Origin of the sequence: Rhizobium sp. AG207R, from assembly GCF_027109195.1 — a bacterium.
Lineage (GTDB): Bacteria > Pseudomonadota > Alphaproteobacteria > Rhizobiales > Rhizobiaceae > Rhizobium > Rhizobium dioscoreae.
In genome coordinates this window covers 176,627-203,622 of the sequence record NZ_JAEPVT010000008.1, presented here as the reverse complement: position 1 = coordinate 203,622, position 26,996 = coordinate 176,627, and the positions used below count along the sequence as shown (strand labels likewise).

Sequence of the window (26,996 nt, the reverse complement as noted above, 5' to 3'; positions counted from 1 at the left end):
CTCGTTGGCGCCGGCTTAACGACTTTGTCTTGAAGGAGCCGGTATTTGCTGCCCATGACCGAAGCCCAGCCTGCTCACTTCGAACGCCACCCTTTTCCCGCCGAGATCATCGCCCATGCGGGGTGGCTTTGTCACCGTTTTCTGTTTAGTTTTTCGCCATGTTGAAGACCTGCCGGCCGAGCGCGGTATCGACGTTTCGTTCCAGACCGTCACAGAATGGCGGCGAAGCTCGGTCTAGAATTCGCTCAGCAGCTGCCAGGGCAAGACCGTAACGATCAAGCTTCCGTCGAGCCGCTAGCTCTTGGAACCGATAGATGCTTTCGCGCCGGAAGCATTAAACGCCATAAATCGCCCGAACGATATCTCGTGGAAAGGCTCCCATGCAGCCTTCAACCGCCGTGTTGGACATGATCGCCGCCGAAATGCCTTCCAAGGGATCGATGAACCAACTGTGTCCATAAACGCCGCCCCAGCTTACCGATCCCTTCGCCATTGGAACCTCCGCCAAGATGGGATCCCGGATCACCGCACCCAAAAAAGAGAATCCTTCTCCTGGTTTGCCCGGGCGCGGGATGTCGCCAATCTGGTTGAGAAGCGCCGCCCTTGCGGTCTCCGCCTTCAAGATGGGCGCGCCGCCGCCGCGAATGGCTTCGAGGAAGGTGATTAGATCCGGCGCCGTGCCCACCATGCCCGCTCCGCCGGATTGGAAAGCCTTCGGATTGAACAGCCTCGTCGGCGCAAAGGTAAGCAGGTTGCCGCTATCATCCGGAACCAAATGGCGATCGCTCATTCTGACGGCCGTCGGAGCGGCATCGGCGTAGGGCGTGGCAAGTCGCTCCGGATCGCTCACCGAAAAACCGGTGTCGCTCATGCCCAGCGGTCCCGTTACATGAAGACGCACCGCCTCTTCCAGGCTGCAAGCCTCGATCCGCGCTATGACCGCCCCAAGAACGTCAATGGCGATCGAGTAAGACCAAAGTTTGCCCGGTGCGGCCAGCAGCGGAAAGGTCGACAGTCGACTGAAGTTCTCCTCGAAGTCGAGATCCGTGTCGGCGAGGCCAGCGTTGAACATCCGCTCGGGCGGTGTTGTCTTGGGATCTGCTCCATAACCGAGACCTGCCGTGTGAGTGAGCAGGTGCTGGATGGTTATATCGGCGATCTCTCCATCTGGCTGCCGGGGCCGGAAATAGGGGAGATAATCTCGGGCGAGGTCGCCAAGCGTCAGCCTGCCCTTGTCGACAAGAGCCAGGGCCGCCGCCGCCACGAGCGGCTTGGTCACGGAAGCGAGACGGAATATCGTCCGCGTATCCGTGGCTTTTTGGGTTTCTCGATCGGCATAACCAGCAGCGTGGCTATAGACGGTCTCTCCGTTTTTGACGACGATCACGACAGTGCCGACGATCTTGCCGGACGTGATCGCCTTTTCGATAACCGCGTCGATCCCTGTCTTCATCGCAACCATCCTCCCCGTGCTCCCGAATAAGCGGTCGTAGAACCGCATATTCCAGCTTGGTTCGCAAGGCGGCGCGGCGCCGATAGCGTCGTGTCGAGCTACAAGCGAAGCCGGATACCGTGACCTGGACGATCAATCGGGCCGCCGGGCCGTTCTTCCGCACGGCATTGTTGTAATAGCTGGCGGCCTGCGCGACTGACTGACTTATGCAGGGACCGCTGCATCGCCTCCCGTTGGGGTATGCCTCGTTCGGCCGCCTCGGTCGGATAAGCCGAGCGCGGGCCGTGTGCCGGGAACGCCTCTGGATCGAGGCCCGCTTGGCTGTGACGCGTTCTTCACAAAAGCACATGTGATCCGCGGATCATCGCCAGTTTCGCTCCAAGGCCATCAATACCTGGCGGTAATCGCTTCGCCGATCAAGGCGCGAAATTCAGGGCGAACTACCATCGCGTCAAGCACGGTTAAGACGGCGCCACCTTTCGACACCGCCTCCGTAGAAACATTGCGCGAATATCCGTTGTGGACGAATCATCACCATCCCTTGTCGAAGGCCGAGTCGGCTCTACTTTGCGAATCATCAATGATTTGTGGGGGTTAGTGATTTTGAGTTATGATTGGAGCGGCGTCAGGACCCGGCGCATCAAGGCGATCAAGATGGCGGTTTCCGTGGGGATCGCCTTGGCGATTCTCGGCACTCCGACGATGCTTTGGCTGCACGGTTCGTTTTGACCACCAAGGCGCTTGAACCGTCCGCGGACGACGCCGAGCAGGTTCATGTCTAGCGCCTTTCGGACAATGGGGTTGGAATGCATAATCCCACTCTTGGCGATGAGAGCGGTCGCTTTCATCGCACAATGCCGATGCGTTAGGCCTTTAACTCGATTACCGATCGGCCTGCGAGCCGTGGAATTCCAGATTCTTCGATACATGATCGATGAAACGGGCCAACAGCGGGCTCGCATGTTCGCGATGCCAACAGATCCCAACCGGCCATCTTGATTCCGGTCCGGAGAGAGACTGTTTGTGGCTGGACCCCGCCAATGCCTGCACGCCACGCCAGGGCAGGAATGCTGCGCCCAGGCCGGCGGAAACGATGGCGTGCACAGTTAGTATGTCGTCGGCATATTGGGCGATGCGAGGCTCGAAACGGGCAAGCGAACACCAGCGCCTGATCTGATCATCCAGTCCCGGTCCGCGCGATGGCGAAAGCGCCACGAAGCCAAGCTCGTTCAACTCCGCCAGCCGATCCCGGGCTGGTATTGTCACCCCGCTTGGAAGCACCAGGGCCAAGTGCTCTTCGATAATGGGCATGAAGGCCAGGCCGCTATCCTCCTCCGGCGCCCGGCAGAAGCCGATATCAAGCCTGCCGTCGAGCAGGCGCTGATGCTGTTCCCGCGATGGCAGATCGTTGAGCGTGATGCTGCAATCGGGCGTCGTCGCACGAAAGCCGGCGATCAGCCGCGGCGCCACGACAAGGGTCGATATTCCAAATCCGATATCGAGGTATCCGGTGAGGCCGGCCATGGCGCGATGCATCTTCCGGTCGACATCGTCGTTCAATTGAAGAAGCGGGCGTGCTTCACGCCGCAGAAGTTCTCCGAGAGGCGTCAGTTTGGCGCCATGGCGGCCACGCTCGAACAATGCTCCGCCGATCGCGGCTTCCAAGGCTTGAATCTGCTTGGTCAAGGTCGATTGGGTGACGAACAGTTTCGCCGAAGCCTTGCCGTAGTGGCCGGTGTCGATCAATTGAACGAAGGATCGGAGGAGCTTTATTTCCATTCTGTCCAAGAATAATTTCAATCAATAAAGTCATTTTACGAAAGAGAAGCCGCATGGTCAAATTGCTTCATAGCGAAAGGAGCAATCGACATGGCGCTCAAGATTTCATCTGTGCAGTTTCAACATCGGGCCAATGACAAGGCCTTTAATCTCTCTCGCGTGGAGCATTTCACGGAAGAAGCCGTGCAGGCCGGCAATCAGCTTGTCGTCTTTCCCGAGATGTGCATCTGCGGATATTGGCATGTTCCGAAACTCGATAGCTCTGCGCTGCGGGCGCTGGCGGAGCCGCTCTCCGGTCCTTCGATCAGCCGGGTAGCCGCGCTCGCGCGTAAGAAGGGCATCGCGATCGGCGCGGGCTTCCTGGAATTGGGTGAAGACGGAAAGCTCTATAACAGCTACGCGGTCTGCATGCCGGCTGGCCCCATCCATTGCCATCGCAAGCTGCATGCCTGGGAGCATCGCCTCATTTCCAGCGGCGATGCGTTCACGGTCTTCGATACACCTTGGGGAATTCGGGCCGGCATCCTGATCTGCTGGGACAATAATCTGATCGAGAACGCGCGGGCGACCGCGCTGCTTGGCGCCGAACTCTTGATCGCGCCGCATCAGGCTGGCGGCGGGCATTCTGTTAGTCCGCACGGGCTGAAGCGGATACCGGTCGAAAAATGGATCAATCGCCACGAAGATCCGGAGGCGATCGAGGCCGAATTTCGAGGACCAAACGGTCGGGAATGGTTCATGCGCTGGCTGCCGTCGCGCGCCCACGACAATGGAATGTTCCTCGTCTTCAGCAATGGCGTCGGACAGGATGAAGACGAAGTGCGCACCGGCAACGCCATGATCCTCGATCCCTATGGTCGGATCCTGGCCGAAACCTGGGCGGCCGCCGATGCGAGGGTGAGCGCTGAAATCGATTTGGCCTTGCTCGACAAGTGCACTGGCCAGCGCTGGATAAGAGGCCGGCGTCCGGAGCTCTATGGTATCCTGACGCAACCCAACGCCAACGGTCTCGCCCCAATGGATGCGCGTTACTCGGAAGCGTCTACCCGCACCGGCGGCCAGGGTTGATTTCCATATCCTGGCCGTCGTTTATTTACCCGTCGTTCCTTCGAGATCGGCATAGACCAGATAGCGCAGCGGTCCCGAGGTCACGGCGTCGAAGGGAAAGCAGGTCGCCAGCACGAGATGGACGCCGCGCGCGTTGGGGTCGATCTCTGCTTCATCCCAGCGGGCAACGGCCATGCGGGTCACGCGGAAAGTGAAGGTCCGACCATCGCTGCGTGTGATGCGGATACGGTCGTTCACACCGATATCTTTCAGGAAAGTGAAATGGGTATCGCGGTGCGCCGCATAGACGGCCGTACCCTCTTGGCCCGCTTGCGGGGTATTGTCGAGATGACCGGGGCCGAAGGCAAGCGCCTGTCCGCTCGCACCCTTGAGCGCGATGGCTAAAACGCCAAGGCGTGGAACTTCGATACGCGCCACCGGCCAGGTGTCGACCCAGCTCCAGGGCTTGACCGCTGCGCCTGATATCACGCTCTCGGCGAATGCGCGCTCCAAGAGAAGCTGCGCCAAGGCCGCCTTGGCGTAGATCCATCCTCCCTGTGCGGCGAGGAAGAGACCGGCGGCGATGAGAATGCCGGCCGCGAAAGTCAGGAGGGAGCGCGCTGGCGCGCTCCCGATGGTCTGGATGCGAGTGGCGGCGATCATGCCCGGCTCCTTCGCGATGCGAGGACCAGCAGCGAAGCTCCACACAGAAGGGCAAGCAATCCCTGGAGAATGAGAAGCATTCCGGGCGTCGCGGTCTGCGGCAGCGGAACGCTGGCCGGAGCCGGCGCGGAGATGGGTTCAAGCTCCGCATCGCCATCCACACCCTGCGACTTATCAGCTGTCTGCTGATGTTTGTTGTCGGCTTTCGCATCCCGCGCCGCACCGATGCCGAGGAGCTTGTCGTAATCCCAGCCCGCGGGAAGCTGCAATGGAATGTCGGCCTGTGTCAGCGGCGCGTTTGCCGGGCGCAGACGCTTCGTATCGACAGCGACGAGACTTGTGAGGCGCGTGACCAGATGATGGTCGAGTGCCAATCGCAGGATACGCTTGTCGGCATCGGCCTGCGTGATCTTGCCGAGCGTGAGATTGACCTCGGCGTCATCGATCTGGCGGCGAGCCCAGATCTTCGAGATGCCCTTGGCATTGCTTGCCTGGTCGAGCGGCAGGGAGATCGTCCACGCGCGGTCGCCGATCTCGCCGCTGACGGTCAGGGTTCCGGCTGCCTTTCCCATCCGGGCCGCCAGAACCAGCGGTTCGCCATGGTAGATGTCGGGCAGGAGATTGGGCGACAGGTTGACGTTCTTTTGCGAAAAGGCGGCCGCGACGTCGGTGACAGCCGGGTTCTCCAGCTTGTCGAAGAGGGCGCGCATGTGCTCGTTCACCTCGGCGACCGAACCGATGTGGGTGAAGCTGCCCTGGCCTAGTTCGGCGGCGCGGTTCATCAGGTACGTGTTCGGCGCCGAGCCGATGCCGACCATGAAAATACGAGAGCGTCCCCGCGATTTTGCGATCGCATCGAGAAGCTGCTGCTCGTTGCTGACCTCGCCGTCCGTCAGGAACACGACCTGGCGCAATCCGCTGGCCTGGTGGCTGTCGTCGAGCGCTGCTTGAAGCGGCGGCAGCATTTCCGTTCCGCCGGCGGCTTCCAGGCCGGTGACGAAGCGACGGGCCGAGGCGATATTCTCGGCCGTCGCCATCACCGAATCGGAGAAGAATTTGGTCATCGTATTGTCAAAGCGAATGACGTTGAAGCGATCATTCGGCTCGAGCCGGGACAGGGCATAATCGAGGCTTGCTCGTGCCTGTTCGATCGAGGTGCCGCCCATCGAGCCGGAATTGTCGATGACGAAGACCACTTCGCGGCCGGCCTTTCGCGGCGTCGCCACCGCCGGCGGCATTACATAGGCAAGCACATAGTCATCCTGGCCGACACGTTCGCGGAAGAGGCCGACGCTTGGCATATTGCTCGCGACGGCGCTCCATTCGAGCACGAAGTCGCGATCGGCGGCCGCATCGCCATCAAGGACGATCCGGCGCTCGGTGTCGCTGACCTTGTCGATCTTGACCGCGTGATAGAGGCTTTGGACGTCATCGAGCGGGAAACCGGCGTTGAGATTGACCTTGAGGGTGACGGGGTTGGTGCGATCGCCGCCAGGAGCCATCAGGGGTGTCGAGATGGATTTGTCGCTGACCTCACGCGATGGGCGCTGTTTGGACTGACCCCAGCCGGCCTTTAGATCTGCCTGCTGCGTGATGGGCGATGCGTCTTGCGGGCTGTAGCGCGGTGCGACGACGAGCGGCACCCGCAGGGAGAAGCGACCGTCCGCCAGGCGGACCGACTGCTGATATTCGATCTGCACGACGATCTTTTCATGCGGGCCAATATTCGCGACCGCATTGGTGAAGACATTCGGGCGCTGCTGTTCAACCAGGGACGCCTTCTTTCCTTCTGTGCGCGCTTTCTCGTATATGGCACGCGCGGCCTGCTTCTCCTTGATATCGGCGACAACGACCCGGTTGCCGACGATCATCTTCAGGGAATAGACGGCGCTGTCTTCCGGAAGTGGAAATACGTAGAGGGCTTCGACCCATTTGTCGGTCGTGTTCTCGAAGGCTTGCGTGAGCACCGCGCGTGCCGTCGGTCCGTTGACGTCGAGATCGACATCGGTCGCGAGCCGGGGTGCCTCGATATATCTTCCCTCTTCCTTGGTCTGAAGAAGAAGGCTGCCCGCGCCCATTTCGTTTGGCGTGACGAAGGCTGCGGGTTGCGCGCGCGATTCCAGGGGATGCAGGAGCGCGAAAACGACGGCGAGCACCGGCAGCAGGATGGCATTGCTGAACCAGAGCAGCAGGCCGAATCCGATGAGGAAATTCTGCCGCTTCTGGTAGCGCGAGACGTGTGGTGAGGCTGACATGACAGGCTCCTTAATCGCTGGTGGAATGACTGAAGCCATTGTGAACAAAGGCAATTTTCTCGCCAGCGTAAGCTTTGCCCTCTTTCGTCCGCATCTTGCCGCAAACGGTCTTGCCGGTTACGGCCATGTGTGGAATTGTGAAGAAAATTACGCAATTAGGAAACGAGTGAATGGTCCAGGGCGACCCCTATTTGTCCGACAGCCAGAACAGCGCCGTGGCGGCGCGGGTTCGCGAGGAGATCGCCCGACGGCGCATTTCCAGGCAGCGTCTCGCCAATGATGCGCGCATTAGTCTTTCGACCTTGGAGAAGGCTCTTTCGGGCCACCGGCCCTTCACGCTGGCGACTCTCATTCGGCTGGAGCAGGCGATGGGCGTCGTCCTGCGGGAACCCGCTGGAACGCAAGCCCCCATCGTAAAGGAAAGGCCCGGCCATGCCCCCGAGGAACTTGGTGCCTATTCCCGCGCCTCGGTTTCCTGGCTGGAAGGCACCTACCTGACGCTTCGTCCGTCCTTCGGCGATGCGAAGGCGATTTTTGCCTATTGCACCGAGATCGCCTGGGATGAAGACCGGACCTGCCTGAGTTTCCGCGAACGCGAGCGCAGCGACGCCTCGTTTTCACAGCAGGGCTCGGTGTCGGTGCCGCACCTGTCGGGGCATATCTATTTGGTGACGAATTCGTCGGGGCAGTATCGCATGGCGATATTGTCGAGACCCAGTATCACCGGCGAGATGTTCGGCTTGCTGACGACACTGCGCGCCGGGCAGGGCTCGCATCTCACACCCGTCTCGACGCCGCTCGCCCTCCTGCCGATGGCGGCATTCGCGCAACCGTCGCTGGGCCGGGTCCTGGCGGGCGATCAGAATCACCAGGCATATTCGGCCATCATGCATAGAATTACCGGAGAAAATTACGCCGGCTTCGTCGGTTAGCGACGCCCTTAGCGGGCGTCATGAAAGATGATGCCGACAGTGTGGCGCTTGCCTGAGCGGACCCGGCTTACCCCGTGCCTGAGATTGACACGGTAGTTCCCCTTGGTTCCCCGCACGGGCCGATTATGGACTGCGAAGGCGACGGCATCACCTTGTCGAAGCGGCACGACGTCCACGCGGCTTTGCATGCGCGGCCGCTGTTCGGTCAGGACAAACTCACCTCCGGTGAAATCCCGCCCCGGCTCGGACAGCAGAATGGCCACCTGGATTGGGAAAGCGAGTTCGCCGTAGAGGTCCTGATGCAGGCAGTTGAAGTCTCCCGGCACGTATTGCAGCAGCAGCGGCGTCGGACGCCGCTGACCGGCCTCGTGGCATTGCCTCAGGAAGGCGGCATGCTCATCGGGATAGCGTTCCTCAACCCCCATGCGTTCATTCCACCGGTTTGCGATATCGGCGAGACGAGGATAGAGCGCGGTGCGCAATCCACCGAGAAGCCCTGGCAGCGGATAGTTGAAATAGCGATATTCGCCTCTTCCGAAACCGTGGCGCGCCATGATGACGTGGCTGCGGAAATGACGCTCCTCGGGATAAAGGCGGGAGATTGCGTTGCATTCATCGGGTGCGAGAAGCTTCGGAAGGACGGCGCAGCCGAAGCCGTCAAGTTCTCCCGCCAGCGACGGCCAATCATAGGCGTCGACCCGGGCCACGATGGGGCTTTCCAAGGAACCCGGAGCAAAAGTAGAGATCGATACGTTCATGTTCATATCCTCGGTCTGGGCGGGCTTTCGAGGGCGTTCGAGGCCTGCGAATGCCGCGATAACCTGGAGCCTAGCGCCCGAACCGGAGCTGCCGCCACCCGATTTCCGATGAGCGGCTCACACGAATGGGCCTCGCCGGCTACATTGCGATACAATCGCGCCGTTTCCTGAAATCTCGCGGATACAATTCCAGGCGATCTTCCCGCGAGATCATCCATCAGGCAGGAGGCCAGAATGAAATTTGCGTTCCTCGGTGCATTTGCCGTCTCAGGCCTTGCCGTCGGCGTCGCCGCTTCGCAATCGGCGGGTTCCGCGACGCTGCCGGAAAATGCCTCGCCGATCTATGGTGTGACCATACCGGAAGGCTATCGGGACTGGAAATTCATCGCGCCCGCGCAGGAAGCTCCGCCGCTCGACGAACTTCGCGCCGTGCTCGGCAATGATATCGCCATTGAGGCCTACAAGAAGGGCACGCTGCCTTTCCCGGATGGCTCGATCCTCGTCAAGCTGGCCTACAAGCGCAAGCAATCGACGGAGTTCGCGCCGGCAACGGTGCCGGGAGCGCCGACGACGGTTCAGGTCATGGTGAAGGATTCCAAGAAATATCCCGACAGCCACGGTTGGGGCTTCGGGCGCTTCGTCGATGGCAAGCCGGTCGATATCGCCCAACATGAAACTTGTCTCAGCTGCCATGTCGGTAACGTTAGGGATCACGATTACGTCTTCACGCGCTATGCGCCGTAAGGTGCGCTAACGCGATTAAGTGGAATTTGCCGGCCTGATCTCATCATAGACGGCCGGCCGGCGATCCATGGTTCTCCTCCCGCCGGGATAGCCGCCTCTATTTGGCCGATGGGCGAGCGTTGCTCCGAGCAAGCAGCCATCGAACCGCTTCCATCTTCACGGAAGACAACTTTCAAAAACCCGCGCAATCTCCATGGTGCCGCCTCGGGAGAGGTCTCCAAAATTCTTCTTCGCCGGCTAACTGGGCAGGTTCCGGAATTCCGGCCTGCATTTTGTCGATGGTAAAGTCAAAGCGCGTAGTTCTGTATTCCATTGTAGCCTCGGTCGATCCGGACACGGAAGGATACAATTTGCCTGGGTTGAGGACACAACCGGGATACACGCCGAAAGCAAAACATCGCGGCATTCAACAAACCTCCCAAACATATGGAGATCCTGATGTCGCCTTTATCCTTCTCAATGAATAGACGTGCCTTTGTAACTGCGGCCGCCGTCGCCGGAGCGGCCTCGCTTCTGAAGCCTGCCATCTCCTTTGCCGCATCGGACGCCTTGCCTGATGGTGTAAAGCCGTTCAAGGTCCATATACCGGACAGCGCAATTGCCGAGTTGAAGCAGAGGCTTGCAACGGCCCGCTGGCCGCTCAAGGAAAATGTCGCTGACGACTCCCAGGGCGTGCAGCTCGAACGCCTGCGCGATCTCGTCGGATATTGGGCCGACGGTTATGATTGGCGAAAGGTGGAACAGAAACTCAATTCTCTGCCGATGTTCGTGACCGAAATCGATGGGCTGGATATCCATTTCATTCACGTGCGCTCCCGGCACGAAAACGCAATGCCGCTGATCATGACCCATGGCTGGCCTGGCTCGATCCTGGAAATGCTCAAGGTGATCGATCCCTTGACGAATCCGACAGCGCATGGTGGCAGCGCCGAAGACGCCTTTCATCTCGTCGTGCCATCGATCCCCGGTTTCGGCTTCTCCGGTAAGCCGACGACGCGCGGCTGGGGTTCGGACCATATTGGTCGGGCATGGGGCACGCTGATGCATCGTCTTGGCTACGAGCGCTTCGTCTCGCAGGGCGGCGATTGCGGCTCGGTCATCTCCCAGCGCATGGCGCTTCAAAATGTACCGGGATTGCTCGGTATCCACCTCAATATGCCTGGGATCGTCCCCAAGGAGATCGCCCATATTCTGGCTGCTGGCGATCCCGCTCCGGCCGATCTGACGGATAAGGAGCGTGCCTGCTTCGACAAGTTGGCGGAGTTCTACCGCGATAGCTCGGGCTATGCCAACATGATGGTCACCCGCCCGCAGACCATTGGTTATTCGCTCGTCGACTCGCCGGTGGGTTTGGCTGCCTGGATCTACGACAAGTTCGCCACCTGGACTTATAGCAACAAGCAGCCGGAAAAGGTCCTGACCCGCGACGAGATGCTGGATGACATCTCCCTCTACTGGTTCACGGAAACCGGAACCTCCGCGGCCCAGATCTATTGGGAAGACCATTCCAACAACTTCAATGCCATCCAGATTCCGACCCTGCCGGTCGCGGTCAGTGTCTTTCCGGGCGAAATCTACCAGGCACCAAAGACCTGGACCGAGCGCTGCTATGGCAACTTGATCTACTTCAACGAAGCTGACAATGGCGGGCACTTCGCGGCCTGGGAGCAGCCGGCGATCTTCACCAACGAAGTCAGGGCGGCATTCCGCTCACTACGCTAAGCGGACGATACATCTGACTTGGTGGAGGCACCCGCGGGCAAGCGATGCCCCACGCTTGGCAGCGGAAGAGGGGGAAGCGTATAGCCTTCCCCCTCGCCAGCCGATAACGGATGCTGGCTGATTTGATCCAGCCGATTCTCGCTGGATCGCTGAGTCCTTACGCAAAGGCGCTTCGGCGTCCGGAAAGCGAACCCACACCCATCAGGCCGGCCAGGATGACCGGGATGCACACCAGATAGGCGGTGCGAATGCCGGCGTGTTCGGCAATGAATCCAAGCAAGGGCGGCGCCAGGAAGAAGACGACGAAGGACATCTGCCCGAGGGCCGCGACGTTGACATGGGCCGGGCGGTCAGTGCGCTGGGCGGCGGCCGAGACCACAAGCGGATAGACCGCGCTGCAGCCGGCCCCCATGAAGGCAAATCCCAGAAGCGCGACGTTGGGGTGAGGTGCGAGCCAGACGGCGCAAAGCCCGGTTATCGCCAGGAGCATCAGGGAAAGCGCGACGTAGCGGGAGCCGTAGCGATCGACGAACCCGTCGGCGAACAATCGCGTCAGTGCCATGAAGAAGGTGAACAGCGTCAGGCCGAGGCCGCCGACGAAGGGCTCGACGTGAAAGACGTCGCGCATGTAGATCGCCGACCAGTCGATGCCGGCACCCTCGACCAGGAATGCCGCGATGCCGATGACGCAGAGCGGCAAAAGGCCGAGCGTCGGCAACGCGATGTGATGGGTCGCGACATGATCCTCGGTCGGACGCGCCGGCGCGTTGCGCATGCCGGCAATGGTAATCGAGCCGACGATGAGGACGAAGATAAATGTCAGGCCGAGATGCACGTGCATCGGCACGCCCTCCTGCCGGATCACCGACGACACGAGTGCCGTCACAAAGAAACCGAGGCTCCAGAACCCGTGCGCCCGACTCATGACGCCGCGGCCGAGCTGGGCCTCGATGCGATCGATCTCGACGTTGAGGTTGATCTCCAGCGCACCTGCCAGCAATCCCTCGCAGAAGAGGACAGCGAAGACCAGCGGAGCCCAGCCCATCCACGGCACGAGCGCGAGGGATGCGGAGGTTCCGAGCACGGTGATGAATGCCGTCTTGCGCGCGCCGAGGCGTGCGACGATCGGGGAGACGAAGGTGAGTGATATGAGCGCGCCGATCGCCGCACCGATCAGTGTCAGGCCGAGCTCGGATTTGTCGATGCGCAAGGCATCCTGCAGATCGGGAAGGCGCGAAAGCATCGCGCCCATCGAGACCGCGAAGAGGAAGAAGCAGACATAAATTCGCTGCTGCGGTTCAAGACGCATTACGGCGCTCCAGGGAATCTGAACACGAGGGATGGAAAGGGTCTATCTGAAAGCAACCTGCGCTGGCAATACGAAGGCTCTTAATTCATCAGACAAATTAGAAGCGTGGGCTAATTCGGCAAGTGCGCGCGACCGATCAGAAACAAAACCCGCGACTGGACAAAAAAATTCGCCGACCTAACTCAGCCGGCGGGACACGCATAAATCGCATCGCTCTCATTTTTCATCCTTCGTCAACAGATCAGGAAACGGCAGATCAGATATGGGATTAGCACCGCTCACCAGGCCGGCGGGCCAGACGTCGCAAACGGATTTGAACAGCTACAGGCTGATACCGCTCTCCAGTTGCCCGATTCTAGGCAGCAGTGCGGCATCGGGACTGCCGTCCGGCGTCGTTTTTTCCGGCCGGTCCTTCGAAGCGGCAACCGACAACCCCCTATCCTGCTGCGGCCGCTATAACCTGAGGAACAGTCTGCATCAGGGCGTAGCGGCGATTGGCGATGACGGACATCTGATCTTTGCCGTCAACAGCTGGGTGAGCGGGCAGCGCTGCACGGTCATGGGTGCCTTCGACCCCATGGGCAAGCCTGTCGCGCCGACCAGACCCCAGCAGGATTTGCTTGGAAAATATTTCCAGTCGCCCGAGCGTCCCATCGTTCTCGATTCAAAGGCGAAGAGCGACATCGGCTTCAAGACGAATGGGCTCAATCCGAACGTTGGCGTCTATGTCGGCAACAAGACGATCATCTTCGACGTCAAGGCACGGTCGTCGGATGGTAAGACCGAAGGCAGCGCCACGATCACGACCGATTTCAACGGCAAGGTTCAGGATCAACTCTACGAGCTGTCGACCAAGGGTAACAATTCGTCCCTGAGTGGCAGCTATGAACGCAGAGGCACCCAGACAGCGGAGAGCCTGAAAGCATCATGGGACAAATGGTCCTTGGAGGGCAAGCATTCCCGGGATGGCACAAGCAGGAACCGCGAGCTCAATCTTTCCTATCGCGCCACGGATAAGATAACGATCAAGGCCTCCTGGAGGCCGGACGTGAAGCCGCCATCCACGCCTCCGCGCATAAGCGACTATTCGATCTTCTCGGCCACCAACCCCAACCCGCCGCCGGCTCCTCCGAACTATAGCAACTACATGATCACGCTCGAAATCAAACTGCCCTGAGCAAGGCTGTTTCAATTGAGTTAGGCCGTCCGCGGCGAAAGACCGTGGACGGCTTGATTTTAGCGGGCAGGGCATCGAGAAATTTTGATGCTTGATACGGCGGCCAGTGGATTGATCATGCGCCACAATTTGCCGGCAGCGACGACGGCTTGCGTGTGCCGATCAACACCAGTGCCAGGCCGGCGGCGGCCAGCAGACCGCCGGCGATCGAGACCGCCGCATAGCCAAAACCAAGGCTGATGACGGCGGCACCCGTTGCGGCTCCAAGGGCGTTACCAAGATTGAAGGCTCCGACATTGATGGAGGAGGCAAGGCCTGGCGCTTCCGCCGCCGCTTCCATGACGCGCATCTGCACGGGCGGAACGATCGCGAACGCCGCGCCACCCCAGAGAAGCAGGCCAATGGCGGCTCCTGCGTGGGTGATCATTGCCAATGGCAGCGCGAACATGATGGTCGCGAGCAAGGCCAGGAAGATCTTGGTCGCGCCATCGAGCGACCAGTCGGCCAGTCGTCCGCCAAGCCAGTTGCCGATCGTGAAACCGATGCCGATCAGCACCAGTCCGAGGGTCACGAAGCTATTGGAAGCGCCGGTGAGTTCGGTAAGCGTGGGAGCGACATAGGTGTATAGCGAGAACATCGCGCCCGCGCCCATGACGGTGGTCGCCATGGCGATGAGAACCGTAGGATGGGTGAGCACGGCCAGTTCCCGCCTAATATCAGGCATGGCACCGCGCTCGCCTTTCGGAAGAGCGATCCAAAGCGCGGCGATGGCGGCGACACCGATCAAGGCGGTTCCAGCGAAGGCCATGCGCCAGCCGATCGCCTGACCGACCCAAGTCGCGGCCGGCACGCCGCCGATATTGGCGATCGTCAACCCCATGAACATGGCGGCGACCGCGCTTGCCTGTTTTTCCTTCGGCACCACGCTTGCCGCCACGACGGCACCCAGGCCAAAGAAGGCGCCGTGGTTGAGGCTGGTGACGAGCCGGGCAAGCAGCAACGTGAAGTAGCCCGGCGCCATCGCCGACATGAGATTGCCGATCGTGAAGATGCTCATCAGCAGCATCAACGCCGTGCGCTTGCCGAAGCGGCTGAAGGCGAGCGTCATGAAGGGGGCGCCTACCATGACGCCGATCGCATAGGCACTGATGAGGAGGCCTGCCGTCGGGATCGAGACATCGACCCCCTTGGCGATGACCGGGAGAAGTCCCATCGGCGAAAACTCGGTCGTGCCGATACCGAAGGCGCCGATCGCAAGCGCGAGAAGAGCCCATCGGGCGTGGGAGGGTGTTTGGGCCTTTTCGGCCGTCGAAATCTTGGCGTCCATGTTGAAACTCCTTAGGCGTCCCATTGGGGCGCGAGGCCGGGTGGGCTGACAATGCGGCCATCCGGGCGGGCGAGAGCGGCGATAGCGATCATATCCGCCTCGTCGAGATTGAAGTCGAAGATCGCGATGTTCTCCTTGACGCGCTCGGGATTGGCGGTCTTGGACAGCGCGATGTGGCCCTGCTGGATCAGCCAGCGGAGCCCGACCTGCGCGGCGCTCTTGCCGTATCTGGCGCCGATCCGCTGCAATACTGGCTCCTTCGGCACGGCACCGTCGGCCATGCCGTAATAGGCGGTGATTGCGACATCGTTCGCTTTCGCCGCCGCGATAAGGGCCTGTTGAGGCAGATAGGGATGGATCTCGACCTGATTGGTCACGATCGGCGTGCTGGAAAGTCTGGCCGATTCCCGCATCTGCGCGATATTCTGGTTGCTGACGCCGACGAAGCGGGTCTTGCCGGCGGCCTTGACGGCGTTCAGCATTTCGATCTGGTCGGCGACCGGCACCTTGTCGCCCGGCCAGTGCAGCAGCAGGAGATCGACACGGTCGGTCTTGAGCTTGTCGAGGCTCTCGTCAACCGAAGCGGCGAACTTCTCCTTGCTGTAATTGTCGACCCAGACCTTGGTGGTCAGGAAGAGGTCGTCCCGTCTTGCGCCAGCCGTTTGCAAGGCCCTGCCGAGCGCTGCCTCGTTCTGATAGATCTGCGCCGTATCGAAATGACGGAAGCCGGCTTCGAGCGCGGCCGGGATGACACGCTCCACTTCCGCATCCGACATGCGGAAGACGCCGAAGCCGAGCGCGGGAATTGCAGCGCCGTGGGCGGTAACGGTGAGCATCGAAAACTCCTTTTTGAAAATCTCGACGGCCTTGGCCGCCTTGAATGGATGCCGCGCCGGATTTGAAGGCGCGATTTCTTCGGCCTATGAAATAGAGAGAGCATCCGCGCTTGATAATTGGGCAGCTTTTCACATTATTTGTGAAACCAAATCAAAAATAGGTGCTCCATGGACAATCGCGTCGGGGAGATGCAGGTATTTCTTCGGGTGGTGGAAGCAGGCAGTTTTTCCGAAGCGGCGCGCCTATTGCGCATGACGCCGTCCACCGTCAGCAAACTGATCTCACGCATCGAATCCCGGCTCGGCGTTCGGCTTGTCGAACGCTCGACGCGACGGCTATCGCTGACCCTGGAGGGGCGGATCTACTATGAGCGCAGCCAAGCCCTGCTGCATGATCTCGACGAGGTCGAGCAGGAGCTGGCGCAGGGCGCGACGTCGACGGGCGGCACGGTACGGGTCAACATTTCCGTTGCCTTGGGCGTGCTCGGACTTGAACCGCTCTTGCCGGAATTCTGGCAGAGTTATCCCAATGTCGTCGTCGATCTCTCGCTGTCGGATGAAATCGTCGATCTTTATCTCGACCGTACCGACGTCGCTTTTCGGGTCGGGGCCTTGCCGGCGTCAGGCATGATCGCGCGCCGCATCGGCATTGCGCGCCGCAAGATCGTCGCCGCGCCCAGCTATCTCGATCGCCATGGAATACCGCTGACCGTCGATGATCTGTCGCGGCACAATTGTCTGGGGTTCAATTTCCGCCGTCTCGCGCCCGTCTGGCCGGTAAGGGAAAGCGGCCGCATCGTCGATCGCGCCATGACGAGTTCGCTGCTCGCCAACAATGGCGAAACCGTGCGGCGCATGGCGCTGGCGGGTGTGGGGCTTGCCCGCATGGGGGACTATCACGTCCGCGCCGACATCGCGGCCGGCCGTCTCATCGAGGTACTCGCCGATGTCGTCGAGCCGGATGAGGAGCAGATCCATGCGGTCTTTCTCGGCGGCGCGCGCATGCCGCAGCGCGTGCGCGTCTTCCTCGATTTCGTCGTGCCGCGCCTCAGGCAATTCCTTGAAGGGGAGGCCTGAGCGGCCTTGGTGGGGATTTAATCCCGGCCATGTCCTGTGCCGGCAGTCCGTCACCGGGACGTTGGCAGGCAGGGATCACTGCAAGGGCCGGGGTATCGCGCCGGTTCGAGGCTCGATCGACAGATTTTCGTCCTCCTGATCGGTCTCGAGCCGCTGCAGGATCGGGCAATGCGGACGATGGTCGCCCTGGCAGGAATTAACAAGCATGGTGAGTGTGTGCTCCATGTCCTGCAGGTCGGCGATCTTTTTTTTCAGCGCTTCGATATGGCCCTGAGCCAGGCGCTTGACCTCGGCGCTCTGCCGGGTTTCGTCTCGCCAGAGTTCCAGAAGCTCGCTGATTTCAGCGACGGCGAAGCCGAGATCGCGTGCCCGGCGGATGAAGCGCAGCATGTGCACGTCGTTATCCGAATAGTCGCGATAGCCCGATGCCGTCCTGCCGGCGGCCGGAATGAGGCCGGTTTCTTCGTAGTAGCGGATCATCTTGGCCGAAACGCCGGATGCCTTTGCCGCTTGTCCGATATTCATGAAGCTTCTCCAATGACGGGCACCGCCTGATTGTCGCCGATGGCAGGTGGCCCTTCCAACCATGAGAAGGTCAATAGCATATTTTTCGCCAGGGGGCACTTGACCTTACCACGGTTGGAACCTCCACCTTGAGCACCATGAGATCAAAACCCGTGAGAATTCTCGATGGGCGCACGGTCAAGGTCGAGACGACCGCCATTCAACCGCTACCCGGACACGTGGTCGAACAAGCGGGCTGGCAGGCGGTCGCGAACTGGGCAACCAAGGTCATGAAAAGCTCTCCACGATCACCATCGACGCAGAGCCGGTTGAAGGCGCCTTCGGTTCAAGGACCAAGGAGCGCGAGGCTGCGGTGAGCGGCCTAATGGGGACATTGCCGTGAGTAAGAGGAAGCAATCGATGCACCGACGTCGTTTTCTAACAGGGCTGGCGGGCCTGGCGATTTCCGGGCCGGCAGCGGCCCAGATGATGCATGACATGCGACATATCGGGGCAAACGGCGCTCATGACCTGCCGATGAGCGGCGGCAAACCTGTCTTGCCGGAAGGGCGGCCCTTGCGTGAGTTGCCGCGCTTGATGAACGAGGCTGGCGAAGCGGGTCTGTTCAAGGCAAGGCTTGCCGCCGAACCGGGGTCGGTTCGTTTCGCCGAGGGGCTCGACACGTCCGCGCTCCTCTATAACGGCGGAAATCCGGTGATCGAGGCGCATGAGGGCGACAGGGTCGAGATCAGTTTCAGGAACGGCATTCCCGATGAGCCGACGACGGTTCATTGGCATGGGATGCCGGTGCCGGCTGATCAGGATGGCAGTCCTATGGAGCCCGTCGCCTCGGGCAGCGAGCGCCTCTATGCTTTCGATCTGCCGCTAGGCAGCGCCGCATCCTATTGGTTCCATCCCCATCCGCATGGCCTTACCGCCACGCAGGTCTATCGCGGACTCGCGGGCGTCTTCCTGGTCAAACCCAAGGATGACCCGATCCCCGCCGAATATGGCGATACGATCCTGATGTTCACCGATCTCCGGATCGGCGAAGATGGAAGCATGCCGGCGAGCAACATGATCGATCTGATGAATGGGCGGGTGGGCGATCATATCCTAGTCAATGGCCAGAGGAATCCGGTCCTGGCCGTCGCGAAAGGGGAAAAGCGTCGCCTGCGCCTCTTCAACGTGACAAATGCGCGGTTCCTGCGGCTGACGTTCGAGAATGCCGCCATGGTGCTCGTTGGAACGGATGGCGGCCTTATCGACGCTCCCGTCGGCATAGACGATTTGTTGCTCGCTCCCGCCGAGCGCGTCGAGCTCATCATCTCCTTCGACAGACCTGGAGCGGCGAAGCTTGTCACGCTCGACTACGAGCGTGGGTGGATGGGGCCGGGCAAGCCCGAAGAGGCCGGCATGACCTTGCTGACGGCAAATGTCTCGGAGGAAGCCGCGCCTGTCGCGCCGCCGCTTCCCGCGAAGCTGCGCACCATTGACCGCCTCGCAGAGCCGGCAGTCACGCGTCGCTTTGTATTGACGGAATCCATGGAAGGCATGGAGATGAAGTTCCTTATCAACGGCGCCAGTTTCGATATGAAGCGCATTGACGAAGTCTCGAAGGTTGGACAGGTCGAATTGTGGGAAATCGTCAATCAGGCGGACATGGACCATCCGTTTCATGTGCATGGGGCGCAGTTCCAGCTTGTCGAACGCGAAAGAGATGGCGCGGTCACCAAGCCGTCCTACCACGCCTGGAAAGACACTGTGAACGTTGCCGCCGGTGAGACGGTACGCATCCTGCTACGACAGGATTTGCCGGGACGGCGCATGTATCATTGTCACATCCTCGAACATGAAGATCTCGGCATGATGGGCACAGTCGACGTTAAGGCCTGACAAGCTCGGTCATCAATCGAAGCGAAGAGGGAAGATTGTCGTTCCCCTCATCCTTGGCCTCGAACCTAGATCAGGTTGAGGCCGAGTTCGCTTTTGTCGGTGTGGATGTGCTGTTCGGGTCTTGCGCGAACAGCGGGTTCGGCGCTTTTATGTAAGCGCGTTCTACTGCAGCGAAGTGTTCGCGGCGACCTTGGAGGAGGGTCGATCGCGATCCCGCAGTGGATGCCAAATTGTGCTGACGGTGGCATTCAAGGGGAGGACTCGATGGCCGCTAATCATCAGACGCAATACCGCGAACGCGTGCGCTCTGCCCATGAGGCCGTTGCCTTGATACCATCGGGCGCGAAGATCGCCATGCCGATCGCTGCCGGCCAGCCGCCGGCCATTCTCGCGGCATTGGCCGAGCGCGCGCGGGCCGGCGCGGTGGACAATGTCCGGCTCTACTACCTGCTTTGTACAGGCGTCGCCGGCTCGAGCGTGCTCGACTTCGACCTGCGTGACCGCATCATTCCCATGAGTTATTTTCATGGAGCGGTGGATCGCGCCCTGGATAAGCGGCGAATGGCCGAGATGCTGCCGGCCGCCGAAATCGTGCCGTGCCATTTCAGCCAGGTGCCGCGCTCCCTGGTGGAGCATGTGGGCGTCGATACGTTGATTGCCACCGTCTCGCCCATGGATGCGGACGGGAATTTCAGTCTCGGCGCCAGCACGGATTATGCCCTGGCGGTCGCCCGCAAGCCCGGTGCCCGGCTGATCCTCGAGGTCAATCCCAGCATGCCCTATGTGCGGGGCAATTGCATGATCCCGGTCTCAAGCGTCACCGCGCTTGTCGAGAACGACGCAAGCCTGCCGGCGCTCGCTGCCGCGCCTCGCTCGGAAGTCGATGATGCGATCGGCGCCATAGTCGCGGGACTCGTGGACGATGGCGATTGTTTGCAGATGGGCATCGGCGCGTTGCCGGACGCTGTTTGCGCCGGTCTATCCCAGCACCGCCACTTGGGCATCCATACCGAAATGATGACATCAGGACTTGCCGCTCTGGTCAGGGCCGGCGTGGTCGATAATAGCCGCAAGCAGATACATGTCGGGCGAACCATCTTCACCTTTGCGCTGGGAGACAAGCCGCTTTACGACTTCCTGAACGATAATCCCGATGTCGAAGCACATCCCGTGGATTATGTGAACAATCCCTTCGTCATCGCCCAGAATGACCGCATGGTGTCGGTCAATGCCACGCTGCAGATCGATCTCAATGGCGCGTGCAATTCCGAATTCGTTAATGGGCGGCAGTTCAGCGGCACGGGCGGGCAGGTGGATTTCGTCCGAGGCGCCTATGGCTCACGCGGCGGCCGCTCGATCATCGCCTGTCATGCGACGGCGGCCAAGGGAACGCTTTCGCGTATTGTTCCAACGCTGACAGGTCCAGTAACGACGTCGCGCAACGATATCCATATCGTTGTCACGGAATATGGCTGGGTGAACCTCAAGGGAAAATCGGTGGCGGAGCGGGCGAGGGCGATGATCGCGCTTGCCCATCCCGATTTCCGGGAGGAGCTGGATCGGGCTGCCCACCAGGCGGGGTTCTACGCGCCGGATTGACGTCATCAGCGTTGATCTTGCATGGGGATAAGAAGAACCGGGGGGAAATCGGATCCTTCCGGCTTTGATCGGACGTCAACCGATCGATGGAAGAAGCCTGAGGGATTGGAACCTCAGGCTTCTCATACCCGGCGCTAAGCCGGGTAATTCCATATTAGAAGCTACGCTGGAAGCGCAGGATACCAGCCCACTGATCCTGGTTCACGGAATCGAAGTTGGTGTAGGAGACTTCCGGCTCGATGAGCAGGTTCTTGACCGGGTTCCACTTGACGTTCGTGGTCGCCGCAAAGATCTTCGAGTCGGTGTAGGCGAGCTGGAGGTTCCACTTCAGCTTTTCATTGATCGGAACGCCAACGCCGCCCCAGACAGCCCAGTCACCCCAGCCGCACTTCGATGCATCGTTAGCCGGGCAAGAAGAGCGAGCCAGGTTGGTGCCCGCGTACTTGTTCAGGTTGTCGCCGTCCGTGTTCCAGCCGCCCATCAAGAAGGCGGAGAAGACGCCGAAGTCAGCATCGACGCGAGCCTTGATGGCGCCTTCCGACTTAATGGAGTCGTAACCGCCGACAACCTTGAAGCCCCATGCGCCGGACTTGAAGCCGGCACCGGCAACGACGTCGGGAGCGTAGTGGTTGGCCTTGTCGTCGCTTGCCCAGCTCGCGCCATAACCAGCGCCCGAGCCGCTGGAGTTCGAGTCTTCAACCGAGACGACAGCCGTGAAGCCGTTGCCGGCATCGTAGGTGTAGGTCAACTGGTTGAGTTCGTACGGGCCGTCATAGATCACGTCGTCGTTGATGACGTCGCCGGCATAGCCGATGTAGTAGTTATACTGCGAATCGGCCTTACCGACCAGGAAACCGCCGAGGCTGATGTTGGCGAACAGCAGCTTGGTGGAGGTCGAGTTGCCTTCCTGCCAATCCCAACGGATGACCGTGTTGGTCTTCAGCGGGCCGTATTCGGTGTCGGTCGCGGTGTCGAGGCTCAGCTGAGCGCGGGTATGCCAGAGAGTGCCGTTGTGGCTGTTGGCATTGTAGGCATCGTACCACTTGCCTTCGGTACGGACCATGCCGCCGACCTTGAGGCAGGTTTCGGTACCGGGAATGAAGAAGTAGCCAGCACCATATGCGTCGCAGATGCGAACGTATTCCAGCGGCTCCGGCTCGGCGGCGACGATCGCGTCAGCAGCATGAGCACCGGATACCGCCGCCAGAGCGGCAGCGGAGCCGAGAAGAAGGCTCTTGATGTTCATTGTAAACTCCTTGTCGTAATTATTTCTACGTAATCCAAGGAGCGAGCATAATAGGCTGCCATGGAAGTGCTCCCCGCAAACAGGAAGCCAAACCAGGCGCTGCATCTGCAATAGACCGCCGGTACTATCCCCACCCCGATGGGACCTCGTTAGCTGGCGGCTGAAACAACAACCCCACCAGATCGCAAGCTAATTAGGTCCTGGCGACAGAGCTATATACATTCAGATTGTTTGTAAATCCGACCCGGAGCCATTCGAAAACGGAAAAAATGGTTGTTGATTTAATGCAACACATGCTTGGCGGGAAAATTCGGATAGGAACCCCCATCCAAGCAATCAAGGGATCGATCGAATGCTCGGATGGCCCAACCTCTCTCCTCTCATCGGCGGCGTCAGCATGCGATCGCAAACAGCTCCATCGCATTGGCGAAGCCCTTCAGCGGCTGCCGCCCGATCGAGATCGCATCGGTGATGTCAGCGTTTTGCTGGAATGGGCCTGATATCAGGAGCGCTTGGCCGCTCTCGCTGCAGACGTTCTGGATACGGCTGACGATATTGACGTCAGGGCCGATCAAGGTGAAGTCCAGGCGGTTGCCGGAGCCGACATTGCCGTAGCTCACCTCGCCATAGTGCAGCGCGATACCGACCTTGACACGGATGCCTTCATATTCGAAGACGCTTATTTCATCGAGAATTGTCTTCGCCGCGGTCAGCGCCGCATCGCAGGCTCCGGTCGCATCGACGCCTGGAAAGAATGCCAGAACCGCATCGCCCATGAATTTCAGCACCTCTCCACCTTCGCGGGTGATCGCCGGTATCACCTTGTCGAAATAGGCGTTCAAGAGCCCGAGCACGGTGCCGCCTGCCAGCCGATTGGAAAGCTCGGTGAAGCCGCGTAGGTCGCACAGCAGAAGTGCGGCCTCCATGGATTCGATTTCTCCGCGACGAATGTGTCCTGCGAGGATGCGGCTCGCCGTCATCGGGCCGATATAGGTGTCGAGAAGGCTGAGTTCGCATTGTCTGAGGACGCGAAGTTCGCACGTGTTGCGCAATGCCGGCAGGATGCGTTCGATCAGAACATGCTCGCCCGATGTGAAGCCACCTGGCCGCCGCGTGGCGAAGACGGCGCAACTGATCGGTCCGTCGGCGTTGCAAAGCGGCGCCACGATCAATTGCACGAGCCCCCGGCCGGAAAATATGTCGATGTGTTGCCAGCGCCCATGCGGACTCTCGCCCGGACCGACGACGAGCGGTTCGCGCATCTCCTGTGCCTTCATGAGCGGCGTGTTGGCAAGCGCGAGACGCGAGCCATGTTCGCGATCATGGATCTCGACCGGCTCGCCGGGCGCCCAGGCGAAGGTGCGGCCGATGAATTCGGGATGCAGCGTCGTCAGGTGCAGCGTCAACCGATCGATGGGAAGGCCGAGGGCCCGCAGGCGGCGACCGAGCCCGGCGACGAGGCCGGCCTCGTCGAGGGCGTGGCATTCATCGCCTGTCAGCCATTCGATCAGGCTGAGGGTAGCCGCAGTATTGACGCCAATATGGCCCGTCCTGGAATTGATGATCGAGGTCTTGGGCATGTCGTGCAGCAGGGTCATGGCTATCTCCTCCTCTTTGAGATGCGGCGCTCAGTGTGCCGCACCGCCGGAAAGGTGGCCGGGTTTCTTCAGAAGCAGGCTCGCGACGAGGGCGATGACCAGCGCAACGCCGAGCAGGAAGAACGTGTCGCTGAAAGCCATGATGTTGGCCTGCTTGCGAAGACTGGCGGCGATGGCGACGATCGCCTTGTGCGTGGCAAGCGCCTGGTCGCTGACACCATGGTTCATGAAGTAATTCGTCAGATTGACAACGCGGGCACGGGTCGCCTCTTCGAATGCCGAGACCGAATTCGTGAGAATGTTGGAATGAAACTGCTCGCGCTTGGTGAGAAAGGTCTGCAGCGCGGCGATGCCGACCGCGCCACCGAGATTGCGCATCATGTTGAAGAGCGCCGAGGCGGAACCGGCATTTTCCTGCTCGATGCCGGCGGTGGCGATCGCTGTCAGCGGCGTGAAGGCGAGCGCCTGGCCGACGGCGCGCACGATATTCGGCCAGAAGAGCTGATCGCTGGCATAGTTGCCGGTCATGTGAACATTCATGAAATTCGAGGCGGCAAAGAGCGCGAAGCCAACGATGATCAGCAGGCGGGCATCGACACGTTTCATCAGCCGTGGCACCAGCGGGATCAGGATGAGCTGCGGAATGCCGGTCCAGGCAAGCACCATGCCGATCTGCTCGGAATTGTAACCCTGAATACGCGTCAGGTAGATCGGCAGGATGAAGACCGAGCCATAGAGGGCGACACCCATCAGGAAATTGGCGACGATGCCGAAGCCGAAATTGCGGCGCGCCAGCAGGCGCAGGTTGAGGAGCGGATGGGCGGCGCGAAGCTCGATGATGAGAAAGAGCGTCAAGGAGACCGCGGCGATGACAGAGAGGCGGACTATGAAAGGGGAACCGAACCAGTCGTCCTTGTTGCCTTCCTCAAGCACGGTCTGCAGCGCGGCAAGGCCAACCGCCATGGTGATGATGCCGGGCCAGTCGCCCTTGGCGAGCAGCGAAAGGTTCATCGGCGCGCGATCGAGCGAGGCCCAGAGCATGCCGATCATGAGAATGCCGGGCACGAGATTGACGTAGAAGATATATTCCCAGCCCCAGTTTTCCGTGAGGTAGCCGCCGATGGTCGGCCCGATCGCCGGCGCGAAGGTCGCCGAAAGGGCGAAGAGCGCGAGGCCGATCGGCTGCTTGGGCTTGGGGAGCAAGGTGATGATGATCGTGAAGGCCATCGGGATCAGCACTCCGCCGGAGAAGCCCTGTATGGCGCGCAGCACGATCATCTGCTGCAGATTGGCGGCAAAGGCGCAGCCGACCGAGAAAAGCAGGAAAAGGAGGGCGTTGGTCAGCAGATAGATGCGCACGGAAAAGACGCGGGCGAGCCAGGCGCTAAGGGGAATGACCACGATTTCGGCGATCAGATAGGAGGTCGAGATCCAGCCGCCATCGTCCGTTCCAGCGCCGATCGCGCCCTGGATGTCGGCAAGCGAGGCATTGACGATCTGAATATTGAGAACCGCCATGAAGGCGCCAAGTGTCGAACCAACGACGGCGGTCCACATGCGCAGCGGGCTCATGGCGGGCCGGGCAACCGGAGCGGATACGGCTGAATTGTTGTTTGCGGCGATCTGAAGGGTAGCCACGGCGCCTCTCCTTCCGGCTCATGCCGGAATAATCTCATGACGATACAAAGGTGATAATCGATGAAGATTGGGAAGGATCATCCAGCGTGGCTGGATAATCCTTGTGCGTCCGTCGTCGATGTTTGGATGGCCTTGGTGTCGATTTCCGGCTCCACCGACATGCCTGAGCGCAGCAAACCGACGAGATTATCGTCATCGATGACGATCTTCACCGGTATGCGCTGGACGATCTTGGTGAAATTGCCTGTCGCATTGTCCGGTGGCAGCAGCGAGAATTCGAGCCCGCTTGCCGGCGAGAGGCTGTCGACGTGGCCCTTGATGGTGATGTCCGGGAAGCTGTCGACCTTGATTTCGACCGACTGTCCGGGACGTACATAGGTGAGCTGCGTCTCCTTGAAGTTCGCTACGACATAGACCGAGTGCAGCGGCACCACCGCCATCAGCTGCGTTCCCGATGTCACATACTGCCCGACGCGAATCGAGCGGGCGCCGACCGTGCCGTCGACGGCGGCGACGATGTTGGTATAGGAAAGATTGAGCTCGGCCTGCTGAACGGCCGCAGCGGCCCGATCGCGCTGGGCGGCTGCCTGATCTCGCTGGGTCTGAAGCACCGGCACCTTGTTCTGAGCAGCGACGAGCGCGGCCTGATCGCGCTCGACGGCGGCGGCTGCCTGCTTTCTGGCCGATGCCGTCTCTTCGGCGCGCGACTGTGTGCCGACGCCGTTGGTGATCAGCCGAGCCGAACGCGCTGCATCCGATATCGCATAATCCAGGGAGGCTTGCGACGCGTCGACCGTCGCCTTGGCCTGCCCGATCAGCGATTGCTGCAGCTGGATCTGCGCATCGATGTTGGAAATCGCCGCATCCGCGGCCTTCAGATCCGCCTTCGCCTGGGAAAGTGCGGCCTGGAAATCGCGGTCGTCTATGCGGGCGAGCACCTGGCCGACCTTGACCTTATCATTGTCGTTGACAAGCACATCCTTGATATAGCCGGCGACCTTCGGCGCGATCGTGGTGTAATCGGCCTTCACGTAGGCGTCGTCCGTGGATTCGATGAAGCGCCCGACCGTCCAGTAGCGATAGCCGAAATCCGCCGCGATCGCGACGCCAGCCAGCAGCGCGGCGATCAGCACGCCGCGCCTGATGAGCTTTCCGCCTGTCTTGGGCGTGGCCGAAGCGACAGGCGCTTCGACGGTCACACCCCGCGGGGCTTCGCTCGTGGGAGACCTTGCGACCTCGTTGGCCGGAGCAGCGTCGGCTTGGCTCGCGTTCTTGAACGCTTCGTTGCGGGGGAGTTCCACCATCGTCCGTTTCCTTCAATGCGCCACCCCTTTGCCCGGGGTCATTTTGATGCGATGAAGATGCATCCGAACCGTCCTTCTGATAATCTTCTCAAATCGGGAAGGATCATCAAGTCACAGTGGATAATCCGAGGA

At 60.6% G+C, this 26,996-nt stretch carries 22 protein-coding genes and 2 pseudogenes; 9 read left to right on the top strand and 15 right to left on the bottom strand.

The genetic code is table 11. The annotated features are described in order from the left end of the window. Positions 1-54: 54 nt before the first annotated feature. A pseudogene (locus JJQ51_RS20610) lies at positions 55-255 on the top strand (IS6 family transposase); the annotation flags it as partial. A 79-nt stretch (positions 256-334) separates the two neighbouring features. Here JJQ51_RS20610 and JJQ51_RS20605 read toward each other — a convergent pair. The 4 genes and pseudogenes from JJQ51_RS20605 to JJQ51_RS20590 form a co-directional block, all read right to left on the bottom strand. Further along, positions 335-1,453 carry a serine hydrolase domain-containing protein gene (locus JJQ51_RS20605; RefSeq protein ID WP_269245223.1) on the bottom strand — a complete coding sequence of 373 codons (1,119 nt, stop codon included), beginning with the start codon at positions 1,451-1,453 and terminating at the stop codon, positions 335-337. Between the two features lie 127 nt (positions 1,454-1,580). Next, a pseudogene (locus JJQ51_RS20600) lies at positions 1,581-1,788 on the bottom strand (integrase); the annotation flags it as partial. Between the two features lie 273 nt (positions 1,789-2,061). Next, entirely contained in the window at positions 2,062-2,229 is a 168-nt protein-coding gene (locus JJQ51_RS20595; protein WP_156090777.1) for a hypothetical protein, read from the bottom strand. Positions 2,230-2,335: 106 nt separating this feature from the next. Then, a complete protein-coding gene (locus JJQ51_RS20590; protein ID WP_269245222.1) occupies positions 2,336-3,232 on the bottom strand; it encodes a LysR family transcriptional regulator in 897 nt (298 codons plus the stop codon). Positions 3,233-3,322: 90 nt separating this feature from the next. Between JJQ51_RS20590 and JJQ51_RS20585 the strand changes: the two genes are divergently transcribed. Continuing rightward, positions 3,323-4,300 carry a nitrilase family protein gene (locus JJQ51_RS20585; protein ID WP_113421302.1) on the top strand — a complete coding sequence of 326 codons (978 nt, stop codon included), beginning with the start codon at positions 3,323-3,325 and terminating at the stop codon, positions 4,298-4,300. 21 nt (positions 4,301-4,321) lie between these two features. Here the strand turns inward: JJQ51_RS20585 and JJQ51_RS20580 are convergent, their stop codons facing one another. Then, a complete protein-coding gene (locus JJQ51_RS20580) occupies positions 4,322-4,942 on the bottom strand; it encodes a class GN sortase (protein WP_269245221.1) in 621 nt (206 codons plus the stop codon). Then, positions 4,939-7,197, bottom strand: coding sequence for a marine proteobacterial sortase target protein (locus JJQ51_RS20575; RefSeq protein WP_269245220.1), 2,259 nt, complete (start codon positions 7,195-7,197; stop codon positions 4,939-4,941). Before JJQ51_RS20575 ends, JJQ51_RS20580 begins: the two co-directional genes overlap by 4 nt. A gap of 170 nt (positions 7,198-7,367) precedes the next feature. On the opposite strand from JJQ51_RS20575, the gene JJQ51_RS20570 reads away from it, so the two are divergent. Further along, positions 7,368-8,129 carry a helix-turn-helix domain-containing protein gene (locus JJQ51_RS20570; protein ID WP_145323633.1) on the top strand — a complete coding sequence of 254 codons (762 nt, stop codon included), beginning with the start codon at positions 7,368-7,370 and terminating at the stop codon, positions 8,127-8,129. 8 nt (positions 8,130-8,137) lie between these two features. Here JJQ51_RS20570 and JJQ51_RS20565 read toward each other — a convergent pair whose 3' ends face one another. Next, the gene (locus JJQ51_RS20565) at positions 8,138-8,887 is read right to left on the bottom strand and encodes a 2OG-Fe(II) oxygenase (protein WP_442967332.1); all 750 of its coding nucleotides are present in this window, start codon (positions 8,885-8,887) and stop codon (positions 8,138-8,140) included. A 234-nt stretch (positions 8,888-9,121) separates the two neighbouring features. Between JJQ51_RS20565 and JJQ51_RS20560 the strand changes: the two genes are divergently transcribed. Continuing rightward, positions 9,122-9,631: a cytochrome P460 family protein gene (locus JJQ51_RS20560; protein WP_152094517.1), complete on the top strand. Its 510-nt coding sequence runs from the start codon at positions 9,122-9,124 to the stop codon at positions 9,629-9,631. A 438-nt stretch (positions 9,632-10,069) separates the two neighbouring features. After that, on the top strand, positions 10,070-11,353 hold the full coding sequence (locus JJQ51_RS20555; RefSeq protein ID WP_269245218.1) for an epoxide hydrolase family protein: 1,284 nt from the start codon (positions 10,070-10,072) through the stop codon (positions 11,351-11,353). Positions 11,354-11,510: 157 nt separating this feature from the next. Here JJQ51_RS20555 and JJQ51_RS20550 read toward each other — a convergent pair whose 3' ends face one another. Beyond that, on the bottom strand, positions 11,511-12,662 hold the full coding sequence (locus JJQ51_RS20550) for an MFS transporter (protein ID WP_269245217.1): 1,152 nt from the start codon (positions 12,660-12,662) through the stop codon (positions 11,511-11,513). A 262-nt stretch (positions 12,663-12,924) separates the two neighbouring features. Here JJQ51_RS20550 and JJQ51_RS20545 point away from each other — a divergent pair, with 262 nt between their 5' ends. Further along, positions 12,925-13,839, top strand: coding sequence for a hypothetical protein (locus JJQ51_RS20545; protein WP_145635071.1), 915 nt, complete (start codon positions 12,925-12,927; stop codon positions 13,837-13,839). A gap of 115 nt (positions 13,840-13,954) precedes the next feature. Here JJQ51_RS20545 and JJQ51_RS20540 read toward each other — a convergent pair whose 3' ends face one another. Next, positions 13,955-15,166 carry an MFS transporter gene (locus tag JJQ51_RS20540; protein WP_269245216.1) on the bottom strand — a complete coding sequence of 404 codons (1,212 nt, stop codon included), beginning with the start codon at positions 15,164-15,166 and terminating at the stop codon, positions 13,955-13,957. A gap of 11 nt (positions 15,167-15,177) precedes the next feature. Further along, positions 15,178-16,002: an aldo/keto reductase gene (locus JJQ51_RS20535; RefSeq protein ID WP_269245215.1), complete on the bottom strand. Its 825-nt coding sequence runs from the start codon at positions 16,000-16,002 to the stop codon at positions 15,178-15,180. A 168-nt stretch (positions 16,003-16,170) separates the two neighbouring features. On the opposite strand from JJQ51_RS20535, the gene JJQ51_RS20530 reads away from it, so the two are divergent. Next, positions 16,171-17,079, top strand: a complete 909-nt coding sequence (locus tag JJQ51_RS20530) for a LysR family transcriptional regulator (protein WP_113396263.1) — start codon at positions 16,171-16,173, stop codon at positions 17,077-17,079. Positions 17,080-17,154: 75 nt separating this feature from the next. Here the strand turns inward: JJQ51_RS20530 and cueR are convergent, their stop codons facing one another. Continuing rightward, on the bottom strand, positions 17,155-17,604 hold the full coding sequence (gene cueR / locus JJQ51_RS20525) for a Cu(I)-responsive transcriptional regulator (protein WP_113355845.1): 450 nt from the start codon (positions 17,602-17,604) through the stop codon (positions 17,155-17,157). Positions 17,605-18,003: 399 nt separating this feature from the next. Between cueR and JJQ51_RS20520 the strand changes: the two genes are divergently transcribed. Beyond that, positions 18,004-19,479, top strand: coding sequence for a multicopper oxidase family protein (locus JJQ51_RS20520; RefSeq protein ID WP_269245214.1), 1,476 nt, complete (start codon positions 18,004-18,006; stop codon positions 19,477-19,479). A 264-nt stretch (positions 19,480-19,743) separates the two neighbouring features. Next, positions 19,744-21,078 carry an acetyl-CoA hydrolase/transferase family protein gene (locus JJQ51_RS20515; protein WP_145323611.1) on the top strand — a complete coding sequence of 445 codons (1,335 nt, stop codon included), beginning with the start codon at positions 19,744-19,746 and terminating at the stop codon, positions 21,076-21,078. Positions 21,079-21,232: 154 nt separating this feature from the next. Here JJQ51_RS20515 and JJQ51_RS20510 read toward each other — a convergent pair whose 3' ends face one another. The 4 genes from JJQ51_RS20510 to JJQ51_RS20495 form a co-directional block, all read right to left on the bottom strand. Beyond that, complete coding sequence (locus JJQ51_RS20510) at positions 21,233-22,324, bottom strand: porin (protein ID WP_152096460.1); 1,092 nt, start codon at positions 22,322-22,324, stop codon at positions 21,233-21,235. Between the two features lie 392 nt (positions 22,325-22,716). Further along, on the bottom strand, positions 22,717-23,904 hold the full coding sequence (locus JJQ51_RS20505; RefSeq protein ID WP_442966507.1) for an adenylate/guanylate cyclase domain-containing protein: 1,188 nt from the start codon (positions 23,902-23,904) through the stop codon (positions 22,717-22,719). Positions 23,905-23,952: 48 nt separating this feature from the next. Further along, complete coding sequence (locus JJQ51_RS20500) at positions 23,953-25,560, bottom strand: MDR family MFS transporter (protein WP_113354629.1); 1,608 nt, start codon at positions 25,558-25,560, stop codon at positions 23,953-23,955. A gap of 77 nt (positions 25,561-25,637) precedes the next feature. Beyond that, on the bottom strand, positions 25,638-26,864 hold the full coding sequence (locus JJQ51_RS20495) for an HlyD family secretion protein (protein ID WP_269245213.1): 1,227 nt from the start codon (positions 26,862-26,864) through the stop codon (positions 25,638-25,640). Positions 26,865-26,996 lie beyond the last annotated feature (132 nt).

Bases quoted from the DNA above. Each gene is read 5' to 3' on its own strand.
- JJQ51_RS20495 (WP_269245213.1), bottom strand. From the start codon at position 26,864: ATGGTGGAACTCCCCCGCAACGAAGCGTTCAAGAACGCGAGCCAAGCC.
- JJQ51_RS20515 (WP_145323611.1), top strand. From the start codon at position 19,744: ATGGCCGCTAATCATCAGACGCAATACCGCGAACGCGTGCGCTCTGCC.
- JJQ51_RS20530 (WP_113396263.1), top strand. From the start codon at position 16,171: ATGGACAATCGCGTCGGGGAGATGCAGGTATTTCTTCGGGTGGTGGAA.
- JJQ51_RS20550 (WP_269245217.1), bottom strand. From the start codon at position 12,662: ATGCGTCTTGAACCGCAGCAGCGAATTTATGTCTGCTTCTTCCTCTTC.
- JJQ51_RS20535 (WP_269245215.1), bottom strand. From the start codon at position 16,002: ATGCTCACCGTTACCGCCCACGGCGCTGCAATTCCCGCGCTCGGCTTC.
- JJQ51_RS20595 (WP_156090777.1), bottom strand. From the start codon at position 2,229: ATGAACCTGCTCGGCGTCGTCCGCGGACGGTTCAAGCGCCTTGGTGGT.
- JJQ51_RS20565 (WP_442967332.1), bottom strand. From the start codon at position 8,887: ATGAACGTATCGATCTCTACTTTTGCTCCGGGTTCCTTGGAAAGCCCC.
- JJQ51_RS20560 (WP_152094517.1), top strand. From the start codon at position 9,122: ATGAAATTTGCGTTCCTCGGTGCATTTGCCGTCTCAGGCCTTGCCGTC.
- JJQ51_RS20520 (WP_269245214.1), top strand. From the start codon at position 18,004: ATGCACCGACGTCGTTTTCTAACAGGGCTGGCGGGCCTGGCGATTTCC.
- JJQ51_RS20605 (WP_269245223.1), bottom strand. From the start codon at position 1,453: ATGAAGACAGGGATCGACGCGGTTATCGAAAAGGCGATCACGTCCGGC.
- JJQ51_RS20585 (WP_113421302.1), top strand. From the start codon at position 3,323: ATGGCGCTCAAGATTTCATCTGTGCAGTTTCAACATCGGGCCAATGAC.
- JJQ51_RS20510 (WP_152096460.1), bottom strand. From the start codon at position 22,324: ATGAACATCAAGAGCCTTCTTCTCGGCTCCGCTGCCGCTCTGGCGGCG.
- JJQ51_RS20540 (WP_269245216.1), bottom strand. From the start codon at position 15,166: ATGGACGCCAAGATTTCGACGGCCGAAAAGGCCCAAACACCCTCCCAC.
- JJQ51_RS20555 (WP_269245218.1), top strand. From the start codon at position 10,070: ATGTCGCCTTTATCCTTCTCAATGAATAGACGTGCCTTTGTAACTGCG.
- JJQ51_RS20505 (WP_442966507.1), bottom strand. From the start codon at position 23,904: ATGCCCAAGACCTCGATCATCAATTCCAGGACGGGCCATATTGGCGTC.
- JJQ51_RS20580 (WP_269245221.1), bottom strand. From the start codon at position 4,942: ATGATCGCCGCCACTCGCATCCAGACCATCGGGAGCGCGCCAGCGCGC.
- JJQ51_RS20545 (WP_145635071.1), top strand. From the start codon at position 12,925: ATGGGATTAGCACCGCTCACCAGGCCGGCGGGCCAGACGTCGCAAACG.
- JJQ51_RS20590 (WP_269245222.1), bottom strand. From the start codon at position 3,232: ATGGAAATAAAGCTCCTCCGATCCTTCGTTCAATTGATCGACACCGGC.
- JJQ51_RS20575 (WP_269245220.1), bottom strand. From the start codon at position 7,197: ATGTCAGCCTCACCACACGTCTCGCGCTACCAGAAGCGGCAGAATTTC.
- JJQ51_RS20570 (WP_145323633.1), top strand. From the start codon at position 7,368: ATGGTCCAGGGCGACCCCTATTTGTCCGACAGCCAGAACAGCGCCGTG.
- cueR (WP_113355845.1), bottom strand. From the start codon at position 17,604: ATGAATATCGGACAAGCGGCAAAGGCATCCGGCGTTTCGGCCAAGATG.